The organism is Haloferula sargassicola, assembly GCF_040362925.1.
GTDB classification, from domain to species: Bacteria; Verrucomicrobiota; Verrucomicrobiia; order Verrucomicrobiales; family Akkermansiaceae; genus Haloferula; species Haloferula sargassicola.
Genome location: NZ_BAABRI010000010.1, coordinates 84,940 through 104,234, shown reverse-complemented (window position 1 = coordinate 104,234; position 19,295 = coordinate 84,940). Strand labels below are relative to the sequence as shown.

The window sequence follows — 19,295 nt, the reverse complement described above, 5'->3', positions numbered from 1 at the left end:
CAATGCGGGATTGCCACCCCACCGGGCGATCGGGCAGGATCCGCGCAGCCGCGGCCTAACGGACCGCGGGCTGTCACCCGATGCCTCCTCCTCCCACCACTTGCGACACCCCCGCGGGCGTCGTTGCTGGAGCTTTGCCCGACTACCTCCTGCATCGGGCTGAGGAGTCGCCGGACGCCCTCGCCTACCGCTTTCTCGCCGATGGCGAAGCGGAGGAAATCCTGCTCACCTGGTCGCAGCTCCTCGCCGGGTCGCAAGGCGTCGCCGCCGGGCTGGCCGAGCGCGGGGCCGCGGGCGAGCCGGTGCTGATCACCGCCGCGCCGGGCCCGGGATTTCTGCATTCGCTCTTCGGCGCCTGGCTGGCGGGCGCGATCGCGGTGCCCGCCTACCCGCCGCGCGGCAGCCGCCACCGCGCCCGGCTCGAAGCGGTCCGCCACGACTGCGGGGCCACGCTTTGCCTCGGGGAACTCCCGAAACGCCGGCTCGACGGGCTCGATTTCCTCGATCCCGCTCCGCTCGCCGCCAGCGGGGCCACCTTTTCCCCGGACGTCGGGGAAAGCCTGCCCTGCCTGCTGCAATACACGTCCGGATCGACCTCGTCGCCGAAGGGCGTGGCGCTCCACCACTCGACGCTCGCCGCCCACCTCGATCGCACCCACGCCCACCTCGCGCCGCTCGGGCTGAGGTCGCTGCTCAGCTGGCTGCCGCCCTACCACGACATGGGCCTGGTGCTGAAAATCCTCCACTCCCTGCGCTCCGGCGTGCCGCTCACCTGGTTCTCGCCGGACCACTTCGTGCAGCGCCCGGCGCGCTGGCTGCGGGCGATCCAGCGCTTCGGCGCGGACATGTCCGGCGGGCCGAACTTCGCCTACGAGTGGTGCCTGCGCGCGGTCAGCGATGACGACCTGCGGCAGCTCGACCTGTCATCGTGGCGCTTCGCCCCGAGCGGCGCCGAGCGAGTCCGGCTCGACACGCTGCAGCGCTTCGCCAAGCGCTTCGAGCCCTGCGGTTTCGACCCCCGCGCCTTCTGCCCCGGCTACGGACTGGCCGAGGCCACGCTGGTCGTCACCACCCACCCGCCGCGCCACGACTATGCCTGGCGTACTTCGAAAAAAGATCCGTCGCAGGTGTCGTGCGGGACGCCGCTGGGCGACGCGAAGCTGCGGATCGTCGATCCCGAAACCCGCGCCGAGTTGGCCGAGGGCGAGACGGGGGAAATCGAAGTCTCTTCCGGTTCGGTGGCCGCCGGCTACTGGCAGCGACCGGAGGAAACGGCGGCGACTTTCGTCGATGGCTGGCTGCGCACCGGCGACCGCGGATTTCTCGAAGACGGCCACCTTTACGTCGTCGGCCGCATCAAGGACCTGATCATCCTCGATGGCGTCAACCTCGCGCCCGAAGACCTCGAAACCGCCGCGTCGTCCGTCGAGCCGCGCCTCGCCGCCGTCGCCGCCTTTGCCATCGAGACGCCGCAGGGCGAAACCGTCGCGCTCGCCGCCGAGGCCCGCGACCTCGATGCCGACCCCGCCGCCTTCTGCGTCCGCGTCCGCGCCGAGGTCTCGCAGCAAGCCGGCGTGCCGATCCGCCGCATGCTGCTCGTCCGCCCCGGTCTGCTGCCGCGCACGACCAGCGGGAAAATCCAGCGCCACGCCGTGCGGGCCGCGTTTTCCGAGGGCTCCCTGCCGCTGGTGTTCGACGACGGCTCTGCCGAAACGCCGGCGACCGCCGAGCCGAAGTCGTCGCTCGACACGCTGCTCGATGCCATCCATCGCGCCACCGGCCGCGAGGGCGCGCAGCCGTGGGATGACCTCGCCACCTTCGGCGTCAGCTCGATCGAGGCCACCCGCATCGCCGCCTACATCCAACAGGCGAGCGGCGTCGAGCTCGACCACGCCGACCTCTTCAACGCCGCCAACTTCGGCGAGCTGGCGGCCGAGATCGACCGCCGGCAACCCGGTGCCGCGATCAAGATCGCGCGCGGCTCCGGCCTCGCCAGCGGACTCGTCAGCCACTCGCAGGAGCGCATGGGTTTCCTGCACCGCCTCGCGCCGGACAGCGCCGCGTATCACGTCTTCGGCACGCTGGAGCTGAGCGGCCCGCTCGACCGCGAGGCTTTGGAAAAAGCCTACCTGCGCGTGTTAGCCGCCCATCCGATCCTGCGCACGCGCCACGCGGAGTCGGGCATGAGCGTTTCCGACACGCCGCCGTCGGGGCTCGAGATTCTCGAGGGGGAGCCCGAAAAAGCCCTCCGCGAGTTCGCCGCGAAACCCTTCGACCTGGCGAAAGACGCGCCCGTCCGCACCGCGCTCGTCGCCCGCGGGCCGGAGTCGCACGTGCTCGGGCTGTGCGCGCACCACATCGTCGCCGATGGCTGGTCGACGCGGATCATCGTCCGCCAGCTCGCCGCGAACTACGAGGCCTACCGTAGCGGCAGCGAAGCCCCGCCGCTCCCCGCGGGCCCGGATTTCATCGACTACGCCGCCTGGCAGCGTCAGCGCATCGACGCCGGCGCGGCCGACGCCCAGATCGACTACTGGAAACGCCAGCTCGACGGCCACTCCGGCAAGCTCGAGATCGCCACCGATTTCGCCCGCCCGCCGCGCGCCTCGTCGCGTGGCAGTGCGGTCTTGCTCGACCTCCCGGCCGAGCTGGATGCCGCCATCGATCGCCTCGCCCGCGAGCGTCGCGTGACGCCTTTCATGATCCGCTTCGCGGCCTGGATGCTCACCCTCCGCGCCCACGGTGGCGGGGACGACATCGTTTCGGCCGTGCCGGTCGCCAACCGCCACCACGCGATCGCCGGCGACCTCGTCGGCACCCTCGTCAACACCCTGCCGCTGCGGCTTACGCTCGGCGAGGGCGACCGTTTCCTCGACCTCATCGACCACGTCCGCACCGCCGCGCTCGGCATGCAGAAGAACCAGGAAGCTCCCTTCGAAAAGATCATCGAGGCGGTGAAACCCGAGCGCAGCCGCGACCGCGCACCGATCGCGCAGGTGATGTTCGACCACCAGGAACTGCCGCTCGCCGAGCGCTGGGCAGGCGGCCTCAGCGTCGCCCCGCAGCTCATTCACCGCGGCGCGGTGCAGTTCGACCTCGCGCTGGTCAGCTTCCGCCTGCCCGACCGCACCCAGCTCATCCTCGAATACCGCAGCGACCTGTTCCGCGAGGACACCGCCCGCGCGATGCTCGACCGTTTCGTCGCCCTCCTCCGCAGCGCCTGCGAGGCCCCGGAGACCGACGCCCGTGCGCTCGATGCTCTCTCGGAAAACGACCGCCGCCAGCTCGACGACATTGCCTGGGGCCCGCGCCATCCCGACTACCCGGCGAAAACCACGCCCGCGCTGGTCGCCGACAGCATCACCCGTTTCCCCGACACCAGCGCCTTCCGCACGCCGGAGAAATCGCTCTCGTTTGCCGACCTCGGCCATCGCTCCGACGCCCTCGCCGCCTCGCTGCGAAATCTCGGCATCGCCCCCGGCGACCGCGTCGCGCTGATGCTCGACCGCACGCCCGACCTCCCCTGCGCGCTGCTCGCCATCTGGAAATGCGGCGCCGCCTACCTCCCGCTCGACCCCAACAACCCGGCCGACCGCCTCGCCCTCATCCTCGACGACCAGGCACCGATCCGCGTCCTCGTCTCGCCGGGCTACAAGAACCGCCTGCCCGCCGGCCACGAGCCCATCGAGCTGACCGAAGTCCTCTTCCAGTCCATCCCCGGCGAAAACGCCACCGTTTCCCCGGCCGATCCCGCCTACATCCTCTACACCTCCGGCTCCACCGGGAAGCCGAAGGGCGTCGTCATCCCGCACGGCGCGCTGGCGAATTTCCTCCTCACCATGGCCGACGCACCCGGCATGACCGCCGGAGAAACGCTGCTCGCCGTGACCACCGTGTCCTTCGACATCTCCGGGCTGGAGCTTTTCCTGCCGCTCGTCGTCGGCGCTACGGTGGACCTCGTAGATAGCAAGACCGCCCGCGACGCCTCCGCACTGCGGAAACGTTTCGAAACCAGCGATCCCGACCTCATGCAGGCCACCCCGGCCACTTGGCGGATGCTCCTCGACGCCGGTTGGCAGGGCTCGAAAAAGCTCCGCCTGCTCTGCGGCGGCGAAGCCCTCGACCTGCCGCTCGCCCAAAAGCTCCGCCCGCTCTGCGCCGAGCTTTGGAACCTGTACGGCCCCACCGAGACCACCATCTGGTCGACGATCTGGCCGGTCCCGCACGACCCGCAGGCCATCAGCATCGGCCGCCCGATCGCCAACACTTCCATCCGCATCCTTTCCCCGGAAAACCGCCCGACCCCGCCCGGCGTCCCGGGAGAGCTGCTGATCGGCGGCGACGGCCTCGCCACCGGCTACTGGCAGCGCGACGAGCTGACCGCCGACCGCTTCGTCACGCTCGACGGCGAACGCCTCTACCGCACCGGCGACCTCGCCAAGTGGCTGCCGGATGGAAACATCGAGTGCCTCGGCCGCACCGACTCGCAGGTTAAGGTCCGCGGGTTCCGCGTCGAGTTGGGCGAAATCGACACCGCCCTGCTTTCCCACCCGGAAGTCGAGGAAGCCGCCACCGCGCTGGTCGGCGACCGCCTGGTCGGCTGGTTCCGCTCCGCCGCCGGGCTCGAACCGAAGGCGCTTTCCGACCACCTCAAGTCGCGCCTGCCCGACTACATGGTGCCCGCGCCGCTGGTGCCGATCGACAGCTTCCCGCTCACCGCCAGCGGCAAGATCGACCGCAAAGCCCTCGCCGCCCGGCCCCTGCCGCAGTCGGAAACCCACGATGCCGCCCTTTCCACCGACCCGCTGGTGCAGGAGCTGACCGCCATGTGGGCGGAGATCCTCGGCCTGCCGCAGGTCGCACCCGACGACGACTTTTTCGCCCTCGGCGGCCACTCGCTGCTCGCCGCCCGCCTGGCCACCGCCGCCGGCGAGCGCACCGGCCTGCAGATCCCGCTCGACTGGCTGTTCGACCGCCCCACGCCCGCCGGCATGGCCGAGCGCCTGCGCACCGACGCCGCCACCGACCTCGCCCGCCCACGCGCCATTCCGCTGACCCAGCAGACCGGCGGCACGCCGCTGTTCTGGGTGCACACGCTGGTCGATGGCGGCATGGGCCTGCTGCCCTATCGGGAAACCGCGCGGATGCTGGCCGACATCACGAATTCCTACGGCATCGCCGAGGGCACCAAGACCTTTTCCACGCTGTCAGACCTCGCCGCCGCGCACGTCCAGAGCATCCGCTCGGTCCAGCCCCACGGACCCTACCGCCTCGCGGGCTTCTGTTTCGGCGGAAATGTCGCCGCCGAGATCGCCGCGCAGCTCACCGAAGCCGGCGAGACCATCGAGCTGCTGGCCCTGCTCGAGGCCAGCCCGCCCAGCGCCAACGGCGGGAGCCAGTGGTGGCGCCGCTGGTCGAACTGGCAGCGGATCCTGAAACGCCTGCCGACGCGCCTCGGCAGCCTTTTCCGTCGCGATCCCGCAACCATGATGCGGCGGCTGAAAATGAAGCAACGCGCCGCCTCCTCCAAGGTCGACCGGCTGGTCCACCGCGACAAATCCATCCCCGACCTCCGCGGCGTCCTCGATCTCGATGTGCTCGACGACGATTCGCAGGAGCGGGCGATCCGGCACTGGGAGGCGCTCCACCGCCACACCCCCCGCCTGCCTGCGGCCGAGCGGCTGGTCCTGATCCGCGCCCTCGACGAGGGCTGGCTGCCGCGCGATCCGAACCTCGGCTGGAAGCCGCCGGTTCCCTTTGAAATCTACAGCGTCTCCGGTCGCCACGAAGAATTCCTGCGCCATCACTCGGCCCGCGAGGTGGCCACGATTTTGCGCGGACTTTTTTCCTCAAGGCCGAATTCCGGGCCGTGAAAACGAACTTTCCCGTTGCCAACCCGCGGCCGCCTGTCCAAGACTTTCTCCAGCAGATGAAAAAACTCCTTGTACTCGCCTCCGTCGCCCTTGCCCTGACCGGCATGGCGTCCGCCGACATTCAAGCACCTCCGGGCTCGACCTACACCTCGACCCGTAAGCTCGGCCGCGCCCTTGGTAACATCCTCTACGGCTTCATGGAGATCCCCGAGCAAATCGTCCGCAAGACCGATGACTACGGCCGCAAGGCTGGCTGGTCCTACGGTGCGGTCGATGGCGGCCATCGCGCCCTCCGCCGCCTCGGCTATGGCTTCTACGAGCTGTTCACCTTCACCTGCCCGACCTACCGCGGCACCTTCAAGCCGCCCTATGAGCGCTGCGGCACCGACAACCGCATCGAGATGAACCCGCACGACGGCCTGTCGGAGTTCCCGCCGGATCTCGGCTTCGAGGTTTACTACCGCCACAGCCGCACCCAGCGCTACTGAAGCCGCGGCCATCCAGGTTTTCCATAATCCCGACAGCGCCCGCTGTCGGGATTTTTTTGGCCCAGGCATCCGGGTGCTTGGGAAAAAACGCGGCAACTTCGGCGTCACAATTCTTCCCCCGACGGACAAATTCCCGCGCTGGCGAAACTCCCGGACCCGTGGAAGGTTTCTTCCCGGCATGACCTTGCGTCCGTCCGGCATGGCCCGCTCCCCTTCCATGAGATTCCTCCATTTCCTCACGCCTTTTCTCGCCATTCTCACCCTTCAGGCCGAGCCCCGGATCTGGAAGAGCGCGGACTCCGATGCCACCTTCGAAGGAGAGTTGATCACCCAGAACGACACCGAGGTGACCATCCGCCGCACCGACGGTAAGGAGTTCACTGTGGCCAAAACCCGGCTCCACCCCGACGACCGGGCTTGGATCGCGGCCCAAGCCGAGCCCGACCTGCCGCCTCCCGGTGCCACCTTCGACACGCTCCGTTTTGGCGACGACCGCGACCAGGTCCGGGCCAAGCTTTTGAAGAGCCGCTTGGTGGAGCCGACCGTGGACGCGACTTTCCTTGCCCGCATCGGGCTCAACGGCGCCTTCCGGACCCGGGAGAAGGTGGGCGGGCTCTCCTGCTTGCTGTTTTTCGACTGGGACGGAAAGGGAAAGCTCAGCGAGATCATTCTCCAGACCGAGGACTGCGGAGCGGGGACCTACGCGGGCAAGCTGCATGAGACGTGGCAGGAAATGATCGCGCTGCTGACCGAACTCCACGGCGAGCCCCTGCAAGGCGCCGACTATCCGAAAATGGCCGACCTTGGCGACGGAGCCTTCCTCGGCTCGCACCTCTGGCGGCTCAAATCCGGCGGCAGCGCCCTGCTTGGAACCAGTCGTGATGGCGAGGCCTACCACGCCGGCATCCGGTTCACGGCCGAAGAAATCGAGCCGGTCCGGACACCGTGAAGCGGTGATGGCGGAGGGGGTGGGATTCGAACCCACGGACAGTTTCCCGTCTCCGGTTTTCAAGACCGGCGCATTCGACCACTCTGCCACCCCTCCGGTGGTGGTGCACCGCGATATGCCCCGACCCGCCGCCCACGGGCAAGCCCGGAATCAGGGCGGAGGAAAGGGTCCTTCGTGAAAGCGTTGATTCTGGCGGAACAGCTCCGCCACGTCGGTGATGTAATTGAACTTCGAGGCCGACCGGTCGGACCACTTGACCGCCTGTTCCCGGTCATGGCGGGCAAACCAGACTTCCGCCTGGGTGTCGAGATACATCCAGTTGTCCGGGTCGAGCTGGACGGCGCGGCTGCTGGAGCGCTCCGCGTCATCGAGTTTCCGGCAGGCGCGGGCGGCGATCCAGGCGGCGGAGTTGAGGGTGTTCACGCTGTCCGGGTAATCCGCGAGAACGGAGTGATAGCGCTTCCAAGCCCGTCCAAACCACTCGTCGTGCAGCGTTTGAAGGCCGCGTTTGCGGAAGGCGGCGAAAAAATGGTCGGCCATCGCCGGATCATCATAGACCACATCCTCCCAGCGCTTGAGGTGGGCGATGCCTTGTTCACGATGTCCGGCATCGATTTCCGCCAGCCCACGGGAGACCTCGATCGCCGCGCGGCCACGGAGCAGGATCGCCGGGTCCCGGAAGGCCATGTCGCCCTTCATGACGGCATAGAACATGACGGCCTCACCGATGGAGGCGGACAGTTTCCAGTCTCCCTCGTATTTGGCCTCATCGTCGAGATCATCGCAGGTTTCGATGAAGGCATCGTCCTGAACCGCCATCATCGCCGCCCGCCGGCGCCATTCGCGCGCGATCTCCAGTTCGCCCTCGCGGGCATAAATGGTGCCGATCTGGACCATCAGGTGGGACTCGCCAAGCACCAGCTCGGACATCCGCCGCTCGAGCCGCCGGGCCTCGTCCAGGTCCCCGGTCTTGCGACAGGCGCTTGCGATGAGGGCCAGTTGCAAAACCGAATCGGGCGTCGATTCGAAGTGGGAGCGATAGCTTTCCAGCACCTTCTCCCACTGCCCGGTCAGCTCATAGCACTGGAGGCGCATGCCATCGAGCTGGACGTCCTCCAGCAGCTCGTCCCCCGCCCCGGGCTTGATTCCGGCCTGTTCACAGATCCGATCGACTTCGAGGAAGCGCCGCGCATCCGGCACGGCCATGGTCAGCCGAAGCATCAACGTCCAGCGCAGGATGTCGTTTCGGTCGCCCGCCTCGGGCAGATCGGCCAGCTGGCGGTCCCACCAGCCCTTGGCCTCGCCACGGGAGTCCGGCACCTTGCCCAGCAAGGTGGCGGATAGGCGCAATCGATCGATCAAGGAGGCGGCCGGCATCTGCCTGTCGATCAGACTCCATGTCTCCACCGCCATGGGGTCCTCGCCCAGCAGCGAGGCCCGGATCATGGACAGGCGGCCTTCGTCGCCCTCGGCGAAGGTAGCGGCCGCGCGCAGGACCGCCTCCGTGATCGGGCCGCTTCCCTCTTCCAGATCGGGCATGAAAAATCCGGCCAGCAGCTCGCAGTACCACTCCGGGTCCCGATCCGAGAGCCGGATCAGGCCGGGCACGAACAACTCGGTGGTCAGATCGATCAGGCCGCGCCGCTCCATGAAGCTGCCGATGATTTTCAACTCATCGCGGGCCACGTCGGAGTCATCCGGGTCGTCGATCATTTTTTCGAACCGCGCCCCGACCCAACCGGCGAAGTCCGGCTTGCGGGGATTGATCGAGAGCAGCCGCAGTGCGTCATCGATCCGTTCCGAGTTGTCGAAGTAGACGAACGCCTGGGTGGGGGTGAGCTTCCGGTAGGCCTCGTCGCCCTCCTGGCGGGCTCCGAGGGCGTAAAGGATCGCCACCGTGTGCCAGCTTTCGTCGTCGAGGTTGCCGGTGACACCGTCGGAAAGCCCGCTCACCAGGTTTTGCGGGACCGGTTTTCCCTCCCACAGCCCGCGGACGGCCTCGCGGTAGGATTCGAGGGCCTCCGGGACGATTTGGTGGACGGGGGTCTCCGCCCGGACCAGCCATGGCACAGGATCGCCGGCGAGCAATTGCCAGCGGGCGGCCGCTTCCGGATAACCGCCGGCCTCCGCTTCCTTCGCGGCCTCGGCCGGCCGCCCGGCGGCGGCGAGCAGGTAGGAACGCCACAGGTATCCCGACTCGCGGCGGTTCGCACGGGCCCGCTTGAGTTCCTTTTCGAGGCTGCCATGGACCCGGTGGAAATCGGCCAGCGCCATCAGCTGGTCGGGCTCCACGCGGCCCAGTTCGAGGATTTTTTTCACCTCCTCCGGCTCCGGTTTGCCATTCATCATCAGCTGGCGGGCGGCGGCGATCGCCACACCCTGCATCTCCGGCGCGATCGCCCGCAGCGTCGCCTCGTCGCCCTCGAGCGCATAGAGCTTGAGGAGCGGGAGATAGGCACCGTCCCGCCGGATGGTGGTCACGATCTTGCGCCGCTCCGCCGGGCTCGCCTGGTCGTAGGCCTCGATCAGACCGATGAGGCGCGGCTGGCTGTCCGTCGTGAGGCCGATGCGGATCTTGCGAATCAGGTCGCGGGCCCGGGCGGCAGACTCGGGATTGATGCTGCGGGCCGCGTTTTCGAGCATCGGCAGCACTTCCTTTCCGCGCTCCCAAAGCTCGCGGGTGGCGGTCACGCGGACGGGATAGGACTCGCTGGCGAGATCGGCGATCAGCGTGGCATCGCTCACCGGGCTGGCGCGCTGGATCGAGGCCCCATGGGCGAGCGCTCCAAGCAGCAGGAGGAATGGAACGTGGAGAGGCCTCATGATGGTGCGGAAGCTTTGGCAGCTGACGGTGGATTTCAAGGGAATCATGCGCCGCCGTGGGCGAGAAGCTCCTCCACCCACTCCGGCACCAGCGTGCCCGCCGCGCCCGAGCGATGCTCCATGAAGTCGGGCGAGGTGCCGCCGGGTTCGAGATTGATTTCCAGCGTGCGGGCGCCCGCGGCGCGGGCGGCGCTGACGAAGCCCGCCGCCGGATAGACCCGGCCGGAAGTCCCGATCGCCACGAACAGGTCCGCGCGATCCAGTTCGCGCTCGATGCGGCCCAGGTGAAACGGGATTTCCCCGAACCAGACGACATGTGGGCGCAGGCAGTCGATGCCGCCGCAGCTTGCGCAGATCGAGGCCCGTGAAAGATCCTCCCGGCAGGCGGTGACCACGCCGCAGTGGGTGCAGCGGGCCTTGAGCAGCTCGCCGTGCATGTGAATCACCTCCGGCGAGCCGCCGCGCTCGTGGAGGTCGTCGATGTTCTGGGTCACCACCGTGACCTGGCCCCGCCGCCAGCCGAGGGCCAGCCGGCCGAGCGCCCGGTGGGCGGCATTGGGCTCGACCTCGAGCAGTTTCGCGCGGCGGCGGTTGTAGAATTCGTGAACGCGCTGGGGATCGCGCGCGAAGCCCTCCGGGGTGGCGACATCCTCGACCCGGTGGCCTTCCCACAGACCGTCGGCCCCGCGGAACACGGGGATGCCCGATTCGGCGGAGATCCCGGCGCCGGTCAGCACCACGATGTTCATTTCCCGATGCAAAAGCGGCTGAAGATCTCGCCCAGAATCTCCTCGGTGTCCACCCGTCCGGCAATTTCGCCCAAGGCCTCGAGCGCCTCGCGCAGCTCCATGGCCGCCATTTCCGCCGCCATGCCGGAAGCCAGCGCCTCGCGGCCGCGCTCCAGCGCATCGGCGGCGATCCGCAGGCAGCCGCGATGACGGGCGTTGATCGCCACCGCGTGCTCGCCCCAATCCGCCTCGCCGAGTTCCGCCATTTCGCGGATGTGGGTGCGCAGCCGCGCGATGCCCGAGCCATCGCTGCAGGAAATCCGGTCCGCCTCGAAGTCGGCCCAGCCGGGGTGCTCGCCGAGATCGACCTTGTTGAGCACGCGCAGCTCGCGGGTCACCGCGGGGAGGGCGTCCGGCCACGCTTCCTGGGGTGGCAGGCTGGCATCGGCCACCACGATCAAAAGGTCCGCGCGGCCGGCCTCGCGCCGCGTCCGCCGGATGCCTTCCTCCTCGATCTCATCGCCTGCCAGGCGCAGCCCGGCGGTATCGACCAGCCGCAGCGGCACGCCATCCACCACCAACGCTTCCTCGATGGTATCCCGCGTGGTGCCCGCGGTGTGGCTGACAATCGCCCGCTCCTCGCCGAGGAGCTGGTTGAGCAGGCTCGACTTGCCGGCGTTCGGCAGCCCGCAGATCACGGTGCGCAGGCCCTCGCGCAGGATGCGGCCTTGGTCGGCCGTGGCCAGCAGCGTGCGGATGCCCCCGGCCACCGCCTCCAGCCGTGCATCGAGCGCGGCGCCGGTCTCGGGATCGATGTCGTCCTCGGGAAAATCGATCCACGCCTCGACCTGGGCCACCACCCCCAGCAATTCATCGCGCAGTCCCTCGGTGCGTCGCCCGAGGCGGCCTTCCAGCTGCTCATGCGCGGCACGCAGGGCGAGGTCGCTCTGCGCCGAGATGAGGTCCATCACCGCCTCAGCCTGGGTCAGATCAAGCTTGCCATGAAAGAAGGCCCGCTCGGTGAATTCGCCGGGCCGCGCCGGTCGCGCCCCACAGTTGAGCAGGCGCTCCAGCACGCGGCGCGTCACCAGCCGGCCGCCATGGGTCGCCACCTCCACGGTATCCTCGCCCGTGAAGCTCGCCGGGCCGCGAAACGGCGTGACGAGCGTCTGGTCGATCACCTGGCCCGCCTCGTCGCGGACACTCCGCAGCACCGCCCTGCGGGCTTCGCCGAAATCCCGGCCGCAGGCGGTTTCCACCACCTCCCACGCCTTCGGACCGGAGACCCGGATCAAGGCCACGGCTCCGGTGCCACCGGGAGTGGCGAGCGCCGCGATGGTGTCACTTTCCACCATTTCTCGCACCTCCGCCGGGCAGGGCTTCGCCCCCCACCCCGAGAAACTCCCAGCAAATGAAGCGCTCGATCTCGAGCTGCGGCGCTTCGTCCTCCGACCAGCCGAGTTCCAGCGTCGCCGTGCGGGAGGTGGCCCGGCCTCCATTGGTCCCGCGCCAGTTCAGGATCGAAAGCGCGCGCCCGATCTCGGAATCCACCGGCACCATGACGCGCGCCAGGTCGTCGTTGCGGTAGGCCGGATCGACCACCAGGTAGACCCGGTGTCCGGCGGGCACCTCGCGGTTCTCCGGCACGGTTTCGGTCACGATCACGCGGAACACCTCGCTGTGGCCGGACTGGGGCAGCTCGAGAAACTCACGGAACCGCCGGTATTTCGTCTGCACGAAGGTTTCCCAATCGACCTTCAAACCGCTGTCCGTGCGCTTGAAGACGGCCTGCACCTTGAGCGGCTGCGAGGCAAAATTCGTCGCCCGCCCCAAGGCCGCCACCAGCAAGTCCGGCTCCTTCACCTTGTACTGCACCGCCAGGGGCACCACGGGGACGAAGAACTCGCTCATCTCGAAAGCCGGCGGCTGGTCGTAAACCAACATGAAGATCCCGCGCTTGCGGTCGTCGATCGTCAGGGGAAAAACCGAGAACGCCTCGACCGGCGTGTCGGAGTCGTCGATTTTCTGCCCGGCATAGAACTTCTCCATTTCCGGCAGCAATTCGTCGCCCCGGATCGCATACTTGGCACGCTCGACCGGGGTATCCGCCGCGAGGAAATTGCCAAGCACCTGGCGGGCATCGTCTTCCCAGCCCTTTTCGAGGTAGTATTCCTCCTGCTTCTCCGGCGTGACCGCGAAGGAGGGCTCGCCCTGCTTCGCGGTCGACGGGTTGATCAGAAACCAGGTCAGGACGAGCCCGGCAAGGAGCAGGAAAAGGATCACGGTGGCGCCGATCAAAAGACTTCGGTTGCCGCGCTTCGGAGCGGGCGCCTTCTTGTCCGTCCGCTCCGGCAGCTCCTCGGATGCCATCGTCGGAGTCGCTTCGGCCTCCGGCGGCGAAGCTTTCACCGGGGTCTCCGCGGCTGGCGCCGGCGGCGCGGCAGCCACCGCGGGCGCGGCTTCCACGGCCGGTTTGGCCGGTGGAGGCGGCGCGGCCGGGACGGGAGCAGGAGAGGTGATGACCTGACCGCAGTGCGGGCAGGGGCCGGTGGTCGGCGGGAAGTCCACCGGAATGTGGATCTTGCCGTGGCAGTGGTCGCAGCGGAACTCGCGCTGACCGGGAGGTGGGGTGTCGTTCGGCATGCGAAAAGAAGTTTAACTTATACGAACGACCATCTCAAGCCGGCGTCTCCGCGGTTCCTCGGATCGCCGCGAGGGCTTCATCGAACATCGCCAGCCCCCGCTGGTTTTGCTCCCGGGTGCCGGTGGAAATCCTGACCCACTCCGGCAGCTTGTAGCTGCGCATGGCGCGGACGATCACCCCCCGGGCCAGCATTTCACGAAACAAGGCGTCGCCATCGCCCACCTCGACGAGCACGAAATTGGCCCGGCTCGGGACGTAGCGGAGCCCGCGTTCCTCGAAGGCTCCCTGCCAGAATTCGAGGCCGGCCTGGTTCAGCTCGCGGGTCTTCTTCACGTGCTCGTCGTCCGCCAGCGCGGCCAGCGCGGCCGCCTGGGCCATGGCGTTCGCGTTGAAGGGCTGGCGCGCCTTCTGGAGGATCCGCGCCACTTTCTCCGAAGCCAGCCCGTAGCCGATCCGCAGACCGGCGAGGCCGTGAATCTTCGAGCAGGTCCGCAACACGCAGACGTTGCGGTTTTCCCGCACATATTTGAGCGTGTCCGGCGCGTCCTCGACGAACTCGAAGTAGGCCTCGTCGAAGCAGACGACGACATGCTCCGGCACGCGCTCCATGAAGCGGTCGATGGCGCTTTCCTCGACCATCGTCCCGGTCGGGTTGTTCGGATTGGCGATGAACACGAGCCGCGTGTCCGGCGTGATGGCATCCGCCATGGCATCGAGGTCGTGGACGAATCCCGGATCCGGCACCTCCACATACCTGGCGCCGAACAAGGTGGCCATCAGCTGGTAGACCACGAACGCGTGTTCGGCCGCGATCAGCTCCGCCTGTGGATTGAGAAACGAATGGCAGAGCAGCTCGATGATCTCGTTGGAGCCGTTGCCGAGAACGATGTTGTCGATTTCCAGACCCTGCCGCCGGGCGATGGCCTCGCGCAACCGGTAGCCGCCGCCGTCAGGGTAGATGTGGATGCCATCGATCGCCCCGAGCATCGCAGCCTTCGCCTTGGGCGAGGGGCCGAGCGGATTTTCGTTCGAGGCCAGCTTGATGATGGTCGCCGGATCGAGCCCCAGCTCGCGCGCGGTTTCATCAATCGGTTTGCCCGGCTCGTAGGCGTGGAGGTCGCATACGTAGGCATTGGCGAAATCAGCGATCGGCATGCCCGGACCGTAGCCGGTGCCCGCCGCCCGGCAATCCCGAAGCCAGCTGTCACGCTCCCCGTTGCTGCCGCGCCAGCTCGTCGTTCTGTGCCTCGATGATGAGTTCCAGCTCCCTCACCCGGTCCGATCCGCGGGAAAGCTTCACCGCCCGCATGGCGATTCCGGCGGCGAGGAGGAGACTTCCAAGCATCGAGACTCCCTGGGCGAGCCCGATGATCCAAGGCCGAGGGCCTCCCCCCCGGTCCATCACGTAGATCAGCACCGGCCAGCCGAAGATCGAAAGGGTGGTCATCACCACGCCCACCATCATGCAGGCCCATGCCGGATCCTTCCTCGATTTGCCGAAAAAAATCACCGCCACCCAGTAGGCCACCAGCATCGGGAGCGGGCCCAGCGCGGTTGCAAGGAGGCTGGAATTCATTCCCCAGCCCTAACGCCCCGTTCCGCGGGGGTCAACGCAGCATGACCGTCATTCCTCCTCGTCGCCTTCCGGTGCCTTGGGGAGCTTGTCGACCTCTTCCAGCAGGTTGACGATTTCCACGCCGCGCTCGGCGGAAGCGTCGTGGCGGAAGCTCAGCACCGGCGTGGATTTCAGCACCACCCGCTTCATCACCTTCTTCTGGATCGCACCCCGCTCGACGGCGAGTTTTTCCATCACCTTGGTGACGTTTCCGCCGAGAACGCTGATCCACACCTTGCCTTCCTTCAGGTCCTGCGTGACTTCGACGCCGCTCACCGTCACCAGCGCGCCGTGCCACTCGTAATCGCGCTGGATCACAGTGCCGATCTCGCGCTTCAGCAGCTCGTTGACTCGGGTCAGGCGGAGGGACATGGGGACAAGACGAAAGACTTCAAGACACAAGACTCAAGACTGGAAAAGGGGCGGAGGCACCTTGGTGATCGCGGGCGAGACTCAAGTCTTGTGTCTTGTGTCTTCCCGTCTTGTGTCCCTTCAGAGCGTCTGCGCGATCTTTTCGAGTTCGTAGCACTCGATGATGTCGCCTTCGAGGTACTCGTTGAATTCGCCGAGGCGGATGCCGCACTCGATGCCGTTCTTGACCTCCTGCACCTCGTCCTGGAAGCGGCGCAAGGTGGACATCTTGCCGTCGAAGATCGGCACGCCATCGCGGATGACCCGCGCATGAGCTTTGCGGTGCACCTTGCCGTCCTTGACGTAGCAGCCGGCGGCCTTGCCCTTGAGGACCTTGAACACCTGCTTCACCTCGGCGTGGCCCATGATCTTCTCGCGGGTCTCCGGTTCGAGCAGGCCGAGCATGGCCTCGCGAACCTGATCGATCAGTTCGTAGACGACCGAGTAGAGTTTGATCTGCACGCCCTCGGCCTTCGACATCCTGGCGGCCTTGGCTTCGGTCTTGACGTTGAAGCCGATCACGACCGCATCCGACGAACTGGCGAGCTGGATGTCGCCCTCGGTGATCGGCCCGGCGGCGGCGGAGAGGAAGTTGACATCGACCTTGTCGGACTCGATGTCCATCACGGCGTTGCGGATCGCTTCGACCGAGCCCTGCACGTCGGTCTTGAGGATCAAACGAAGCACCGCCTTGGAGCTGCCTTCGTTGGCGTGGGCCAGAAGGTCCTCCATGCGGCTCTTCTGCGGAACCTTCAGGCGCTCGGCGCGCAATTCGTCCTGGCGCTCGGCAGCGAGCTTCTTGGCATCCCGATCGCTCTCCATTTCGACCAGCGAGTCGCCGACGCGGGGCAGTTCCTCGAAACCGATGACTTCCACCGGGGTGCCGGGGGTGGCTTCCTTGATGGTTTCTCCGCGATCGTTGATCAGCGCCTTCACCTTGCCGGCGAAGGGGCCGCAGATGAAAGGTTTGCCGGTCTTCAGGGTGCCGGACTCGACGATGACCGAAGCCACCGCTCCACGGCCCTGCTGGTATTTTGCCTCGATGATGGAGGCACGGGCGTGGCCCTTGGGATTGGCCTTGAGCTCCAGCACTTCGGCTTGCAGCGCAAGGAGGTCGAGCAGGTCATCCACTCCGGTGCCCTTGAGGGCGGAGATTTCCAGACACTCGACGTCGCCGCCGAAGTCGGTCGTCTGCAACCCGCGTTCGGCGAGCTGCGTCTTGACGTGCATGGGATTGGCGGACTCGAGGTCGCACTTGTTGATGGCGACGATGACCGTCTTGTTCGCCTTCTTGGCGTGGTCGATGGCCTCGAGCGTCTGCGGCATCAGGCCATCGTTGGCGGCCACCACGAGCACCACGATGTCGGTGATGTCGGCGCCGCGGGCGCGCATGGCGGAGAAGATCGCGTGGCCCGGCGTATCGAGGAAGGTCACCGGCTTGCCATCGTGCTCGATCTTGTAGGCACCGATGTGCTGGGTGATGCCGCCAGCCTCGCTGGCCGTAATGCGCGAGTCGCGGATGCGGTCGAGCAGGGTCGTTTTGCCGTGATCGACGTGGCCCATGATCGTGATGATCGGCGGCCGAAGCTTGAGCTGGTCTTCGGGCTCGTCGGCCGGGGCCTCGGGTTCGGCGATGACCTCCTCTTGCTTGTGGACGCCGCCGCCCTTCTCCCGCTTTTCGCGCTCGAAGGTGAAGCCGTGCTGCTCACAGACCTGCGCGGCGATGTCCGGCTCGATCGCTTGGTGCGGAGCCACGAAAACCTGCAGCTTGATGAGGTCGGCCAGCAGTTGGAAGGGCTTCAGGCCCATCATGGCGGCAAGGTCGCTGACGATGATCGGCGGCTTGACGCTGATCACCTTGTCGTCACCGGGCTCGCCTTGGGGCATGGATCCGGGGTCCGCCGGCGGCGGCGTGGGCGGCTCGGCCGGCTTGGCGGCCGGGATCTTCACCATTGCCGGGTCCTCTTCCTCCAGCAGCTTGGAAATCGAAGGCAGCACCGCTTTCCCCGACTGCTCGGTTTTGCGGACCTTCGGTTTCTTCTCCTCGGCGAACGGGTCGTAAGCCTCCTTTTTCGCGTCCTCGACGGTTTTCTTCTGCGAAGCCTCGGCGCGCTGCCGTTCACGGCGCGACTGTCCCTTTTTCTCGTCGATCAGATCGAGAACGGGTTTGTTGCGCTTTGGTTTTTTGCTTTCGCTTTCGTCAGGCATTCGGTGGCTTTCGGTCGTTCTTAAAGGCAAAACGGAATTCTTGGATGCGGTCGGGCGTGACCAGGTCAGCCCTCGGTGGTCTCGGTTTCAGTGTCGTCGGCAGCCGGCACTTCCACCACCTCCTCGGCGGTTTCGGTCGGAGCGGCGTCAGCCCTCGACAGCTCGGCGGGCACCGGGCGCCCGGCGGCCTCGTGAGCACGGATCAGGATCTCCTTCGCCCGCGCGGGAGTAACTTCGAGCATCGGGACGATGTATTCAACCGGCATATCGACCACCATATCGACCGAGGTGCCGCCGGCGCGGAAAAGCTTGTCGGCGAGGTCGTCATCGATGCCCAGCTGCTCGGCCACCGAGTGCGCGGCGGCGCCGACCTTGGCTTCGAACTCCTCCTTCTTGCTCTCGTCCTTGCGGACCTGCACGTCCCAGCCCATCAGGCGGGAGGAAAGGCGGGCGTTCTGACCGCGGCGGCCGATGGCCTTGCTGAGGTCTTCCTCATCCACCGTGACCATCACCTGGCGCGCGCCCTCGTCGATCTTGACCGTGCGGAGAAGCGCGGGCTTGAGCGCCTCGCGGACGAATTCCTCGGGGTCTTCGCTCCAGCGGATGATGTCGACCTTCTCGTTGTTGAGTTCGCGGACGATGTTTTTCACGCGGGCGCCCTTCATGCCGACGCAGGCTCCGACGGGATCGACCTTCGGGTCATTGCTCCAAACGGCGACCTTGGTGCGGTAGCCGGCCTCGCGGGCGATGCCGCGGATTTCCACGGTGTGATCGGAAATCTCGTTCACCTCCGCCTCGAACAGGCGGCGCACGAAGTTCGGATGGCTGCGGGAAAGGATGATCTCGGGGCCGCGGCCTTCGTTTTCCACGGCCACGACGTAGAGGCGGATGCGGTCGCCGATGTTGTATTCCTCCGTCTGGACCCGCTCGCGCGAGGGCATGACGCCCTCGAACTTGCCGAGGTCGATGAGCACATCGTTGCGATCGAAGCGACGAACGGTGCCGGAGACGATGTCGCCGGCGCGATCCTTGAACTCCTCGTAGATCATCTCCTTCTCGGCCTGGCGCAGACGCTGCATCATGGTCTGCTTGGCGGTCTGGACGGCGATCCGGCCGAAGTCCTTCGGCGTCACGTTGAACTCCATCTCGTCGCCCGGCTGGGCGTCGGGATTGCGCTGGCTGGCCAGCTTCATCGGGACCTCGTTGAACTTGTCCGCGTAGTCCTCGTCGGTGACCACGTTCAGGGTCGCGAAAATCTTCGTCTCGCCTTTCTTCGTGTTGACGTCCGCCCGCAGCGTCTCGATGGCGTCGGCACCGGGAACCATCTTCCGGTAGGCGGAAATGAAGGCATACTCGAGCGCGGCCACGACCTTATCGCGGTCGATGCCCTTTTCCTTCTCGTAGTAGTCGATGAGAGCGACGATGTCGTTGGTCATGGCTGCTGGAGGCGTCGAAAAGCGTGATCCGGAGACGAAAAAGAGTGGGTATTCCACCCACTCCGTTCGGTTGCCGGATGACTGATCGCCGTGGGCGTAATGCGGAAAGCCCTTGCTTGC

At 66.9% G+C, this 19,295-nt stretch carries 12 protein-coding genes and 1 tRNA gene; 3 read left to right on the top strand and 10 right to left on the bottom strand.

The genetic code is table 11. The features are described from left to right. Positions 1-134: 134 nt before the first annotated feature. From ABXH26_RS10330 to ABXH26_RS10320, 3 genes are all read left to right on the top strand, one after another. Positions 135-5,873, top strand: coding sequence for an amino acid adenylation domain-containing protein (locus ABXH26_RS10330; protein WP_353566986.1), 5,739 nt, complete (start codon positions 135-137; stop codon positions 5,871-5,873). Positions 5,874-5,929: 56 nt separating this feature from the next. Next, positions 5,930-6,361 (top strand): exosortase system-associated protein, TIGR04073 family, encoded by a 432-nt coding sequence (locus tag ABXH26_RS10325; RefSeq protein ID WP_353566985.1) that lies wholly within the window; start codon positions 5,930-5,932, stop codon positions 6,359-6,361. A gap of 217 nt (positions 6,362-6,578) precedes the next feature. Further along, complete coding sequence (locus ABXH26_RS10320; RefSeq protein ID WP_353566984.1) at positions 6,579-7,310, top strand: hypothetical protein; 732 nt, start codon at positions 6,579-6,581, stop codon at positions 7,308-7,310. 8 nt (positions 7,311-7,318) lie between these two features. Here ABXH26_RS10320 and ABXH26_RS10315 read toward each other — a convergent pair. From ABXH26_RS10315 to nusA, 10 genes are all read right to left on the bottom strand, one after another. Further along, positions 7,319-7,406 (bottom strand) — tRNA-Ser (locus ABXH26_RS10315). 54 nt (positions 7,407-7,460) lie between these two features. After that, complete coding sequence (locus ABXH26_RS10310) at positions 7,461-10,133, bottom strand: tetratricopeptide repeat protein (protein WP_353566983.1); 2,673 nt, start codon at positions 10,131-10,133, stop codon at positions 7,461-7,463. A 44-nt stretch (positions 10,134-10,177) separates the two neighbouring features. Further along, on the bottom strand, positions 10,178-10,882 hold the full coding sequence (locus ABXH26_RS10305; protein ID WP_353566982.1) for an NAD-dependent deacylase: 705 nt from the start codon (positions 10,880-10,882) through the stop codon (positions 10,178-10,180). Next, a complete protein-coding gene (gene mnmE, locus ABXH26_RS10300; protein WP_353566981.1) occupies positions 10,879-12,216 on the bottom strand; it encodes a tRNA uridine-5-carboxymethylaminomethyl(34) synthesis GTPase MnmE in 1,338 nt (445 codons plus the stop codon). Before mnmE ends, ABXH26_RS10305 begins: the two co-directional genes overlap by 4 nt. Beyond that, positions 12,203-13,504, bottom strand: a complete 1,302-nt coding sequence (locus ABXH26_RS10295) for a zinc ribbon-containing protein (protein ID WP_353566980.1) — start codon at positions 13,502-13,504, stop codon at positions 12,203-12,205. The genes mnmE and ABXH26_RS10295 overlap by 14 nt, the downstream gene beginning before the upstream one ends. Before the next feature lie 34 nt (positions 13,505-13,538). Continuing rightward, a complete protein-coding gene (hisC, locus tag ABXH26_RS10290; RefSeq protein WP_353566979.1) occupies positions 13,539-14,660 on the bottom strand; it encodes a histidinol-phosphate transaminase in 1,122 nt (373 codons plus the stop codon). A 49-nt stretch (positions 14,661-14,709) separates the two neighbouring features. Continuing rightward, positions 14,710-15,081: a hypothetical protein gene (locus ABXH26_RS10285; RefSeq protein ID WP_353566978.1), complete on the bottom strand. Its 372-nt coding sequence runs from the start codon at positions 15,079-15,081 to the stop codon at positions 14,710-14,712. Positions 15,082-15,129: 48 nt separating this feature from the next. Next, positions 15,130-15,492, bottom strand: a complete 363-nt coding sequence (rbfA, locus tag ABXH26_RS10280; RefSeq protein ID WP_353566977.1) for a 30S ribosome-binding factor RbfA — start codon at positions 15,490-15,492, stop codon at positions 15,130-15,132. Positions 15,493-15,612: 120 nt separating this feature from the next. After that, on the bottom strand, positions 15,613-17,739 hold the full coding sequence (infB, locus tag ABXH26_RS10275) for a translation initiation factor IF-2 (protein WP_353566976.1): 2,127 nt from the start codon (positions 17,737-17,739) through the stop codon (positions 15,613-15,615). A 65-nt stretch (positions 17,740-17,804) separates the two neighbouring features. Continuing rightward, entirely contained in the window at positions 17,805-19,175 is a 1,371-nt protein-coding gene (nusA, locus tag ABXH26_RS10270) for a transcription termination factor NusA (RefSeq protein ID WP_353566975.1), read from the bottom strand. Positions 19,176-19,295 lie beyond the last annotated feature (120 nt).

Bases quoted from the DNA above. Each gene is read 5' to 3' on its own strand.
- ABXH26_RS10325 (WP_353566985.1), top strand. From the start codon at position 5,930: ATGAAAAAACTCCTTGTACTCGCCTCCGTCGCCCTTGCCCTGACCGGC.
- ABXH26_RS10320 (WP_353566984.1), top strand. From the start codon at position 6,579: ATGAGATTCCTCCATTTCCTCACGCCTTTTCTCGCCATTCTCACCCTT.
- ABXH26_RS10310 (WP_353566983.1), bottom strand. From the start codon at position 10,133: ATGAGGCCTCTCCACGTTCCATTCCTCCTGCTGCTTGGAGCGCTCGCC.
- ABXH26_RS10305 (WP_353566982.1), bottom strand. From the start codon at position 10,882: ATGAACATCGTGGTGCTGACCGGCGCCGGGATCTCCGCCGAATCGGGC.
- mnmE (WP_353566981.1), bottom strand. From the start codon at position 12,216: ATGGTGGAAAGTGACACCATCGCGGCGCTCGCCACTCCCGGTGGCACC.
- ABXH26_RS10295 (WP_353566980.1), bottom strand. From the start codon at position 13,504: ATGCCGAACGACACCCCACCTCCCGGTCAGCGCGAGTTCCGCTGCGAC.
- hisC (WP_353566979.1), bottom strand. From the start codon at position 14,660: ATGCCGATCGCTGATTTCGCCAATGCCTACGTATGCGACCTCCACGCC.
- ABXH26_RS10285 (WP_353566978.1), bottom strand. From the start codon at position 15,081: ATGAATTCCAGCCTCCTTGCAACCGCGCTGGGCCCGCTCCCGATGCTG.
- rbfA (WP_353566977.1), bottom strand. From the start codon at position 15,492: ATGTCCCTCCGCCTGACCCGAGTCAACGAGCTGCTGAAGCGCGAGATC.
- infB (WP_353566976.1), bottom strand. From the start codon at position 17,739: ATGCCTGACGAAAGCGAAAGCAAAAAACCAAAGCGCAACAAACCCGTT.
- nusA (WP_353566975.1), bottom strand. From the start codon at position 19,175: ATGACCAACGACATCGTCGCTCTCATCGACTACTACGAGAAGGAAAAG.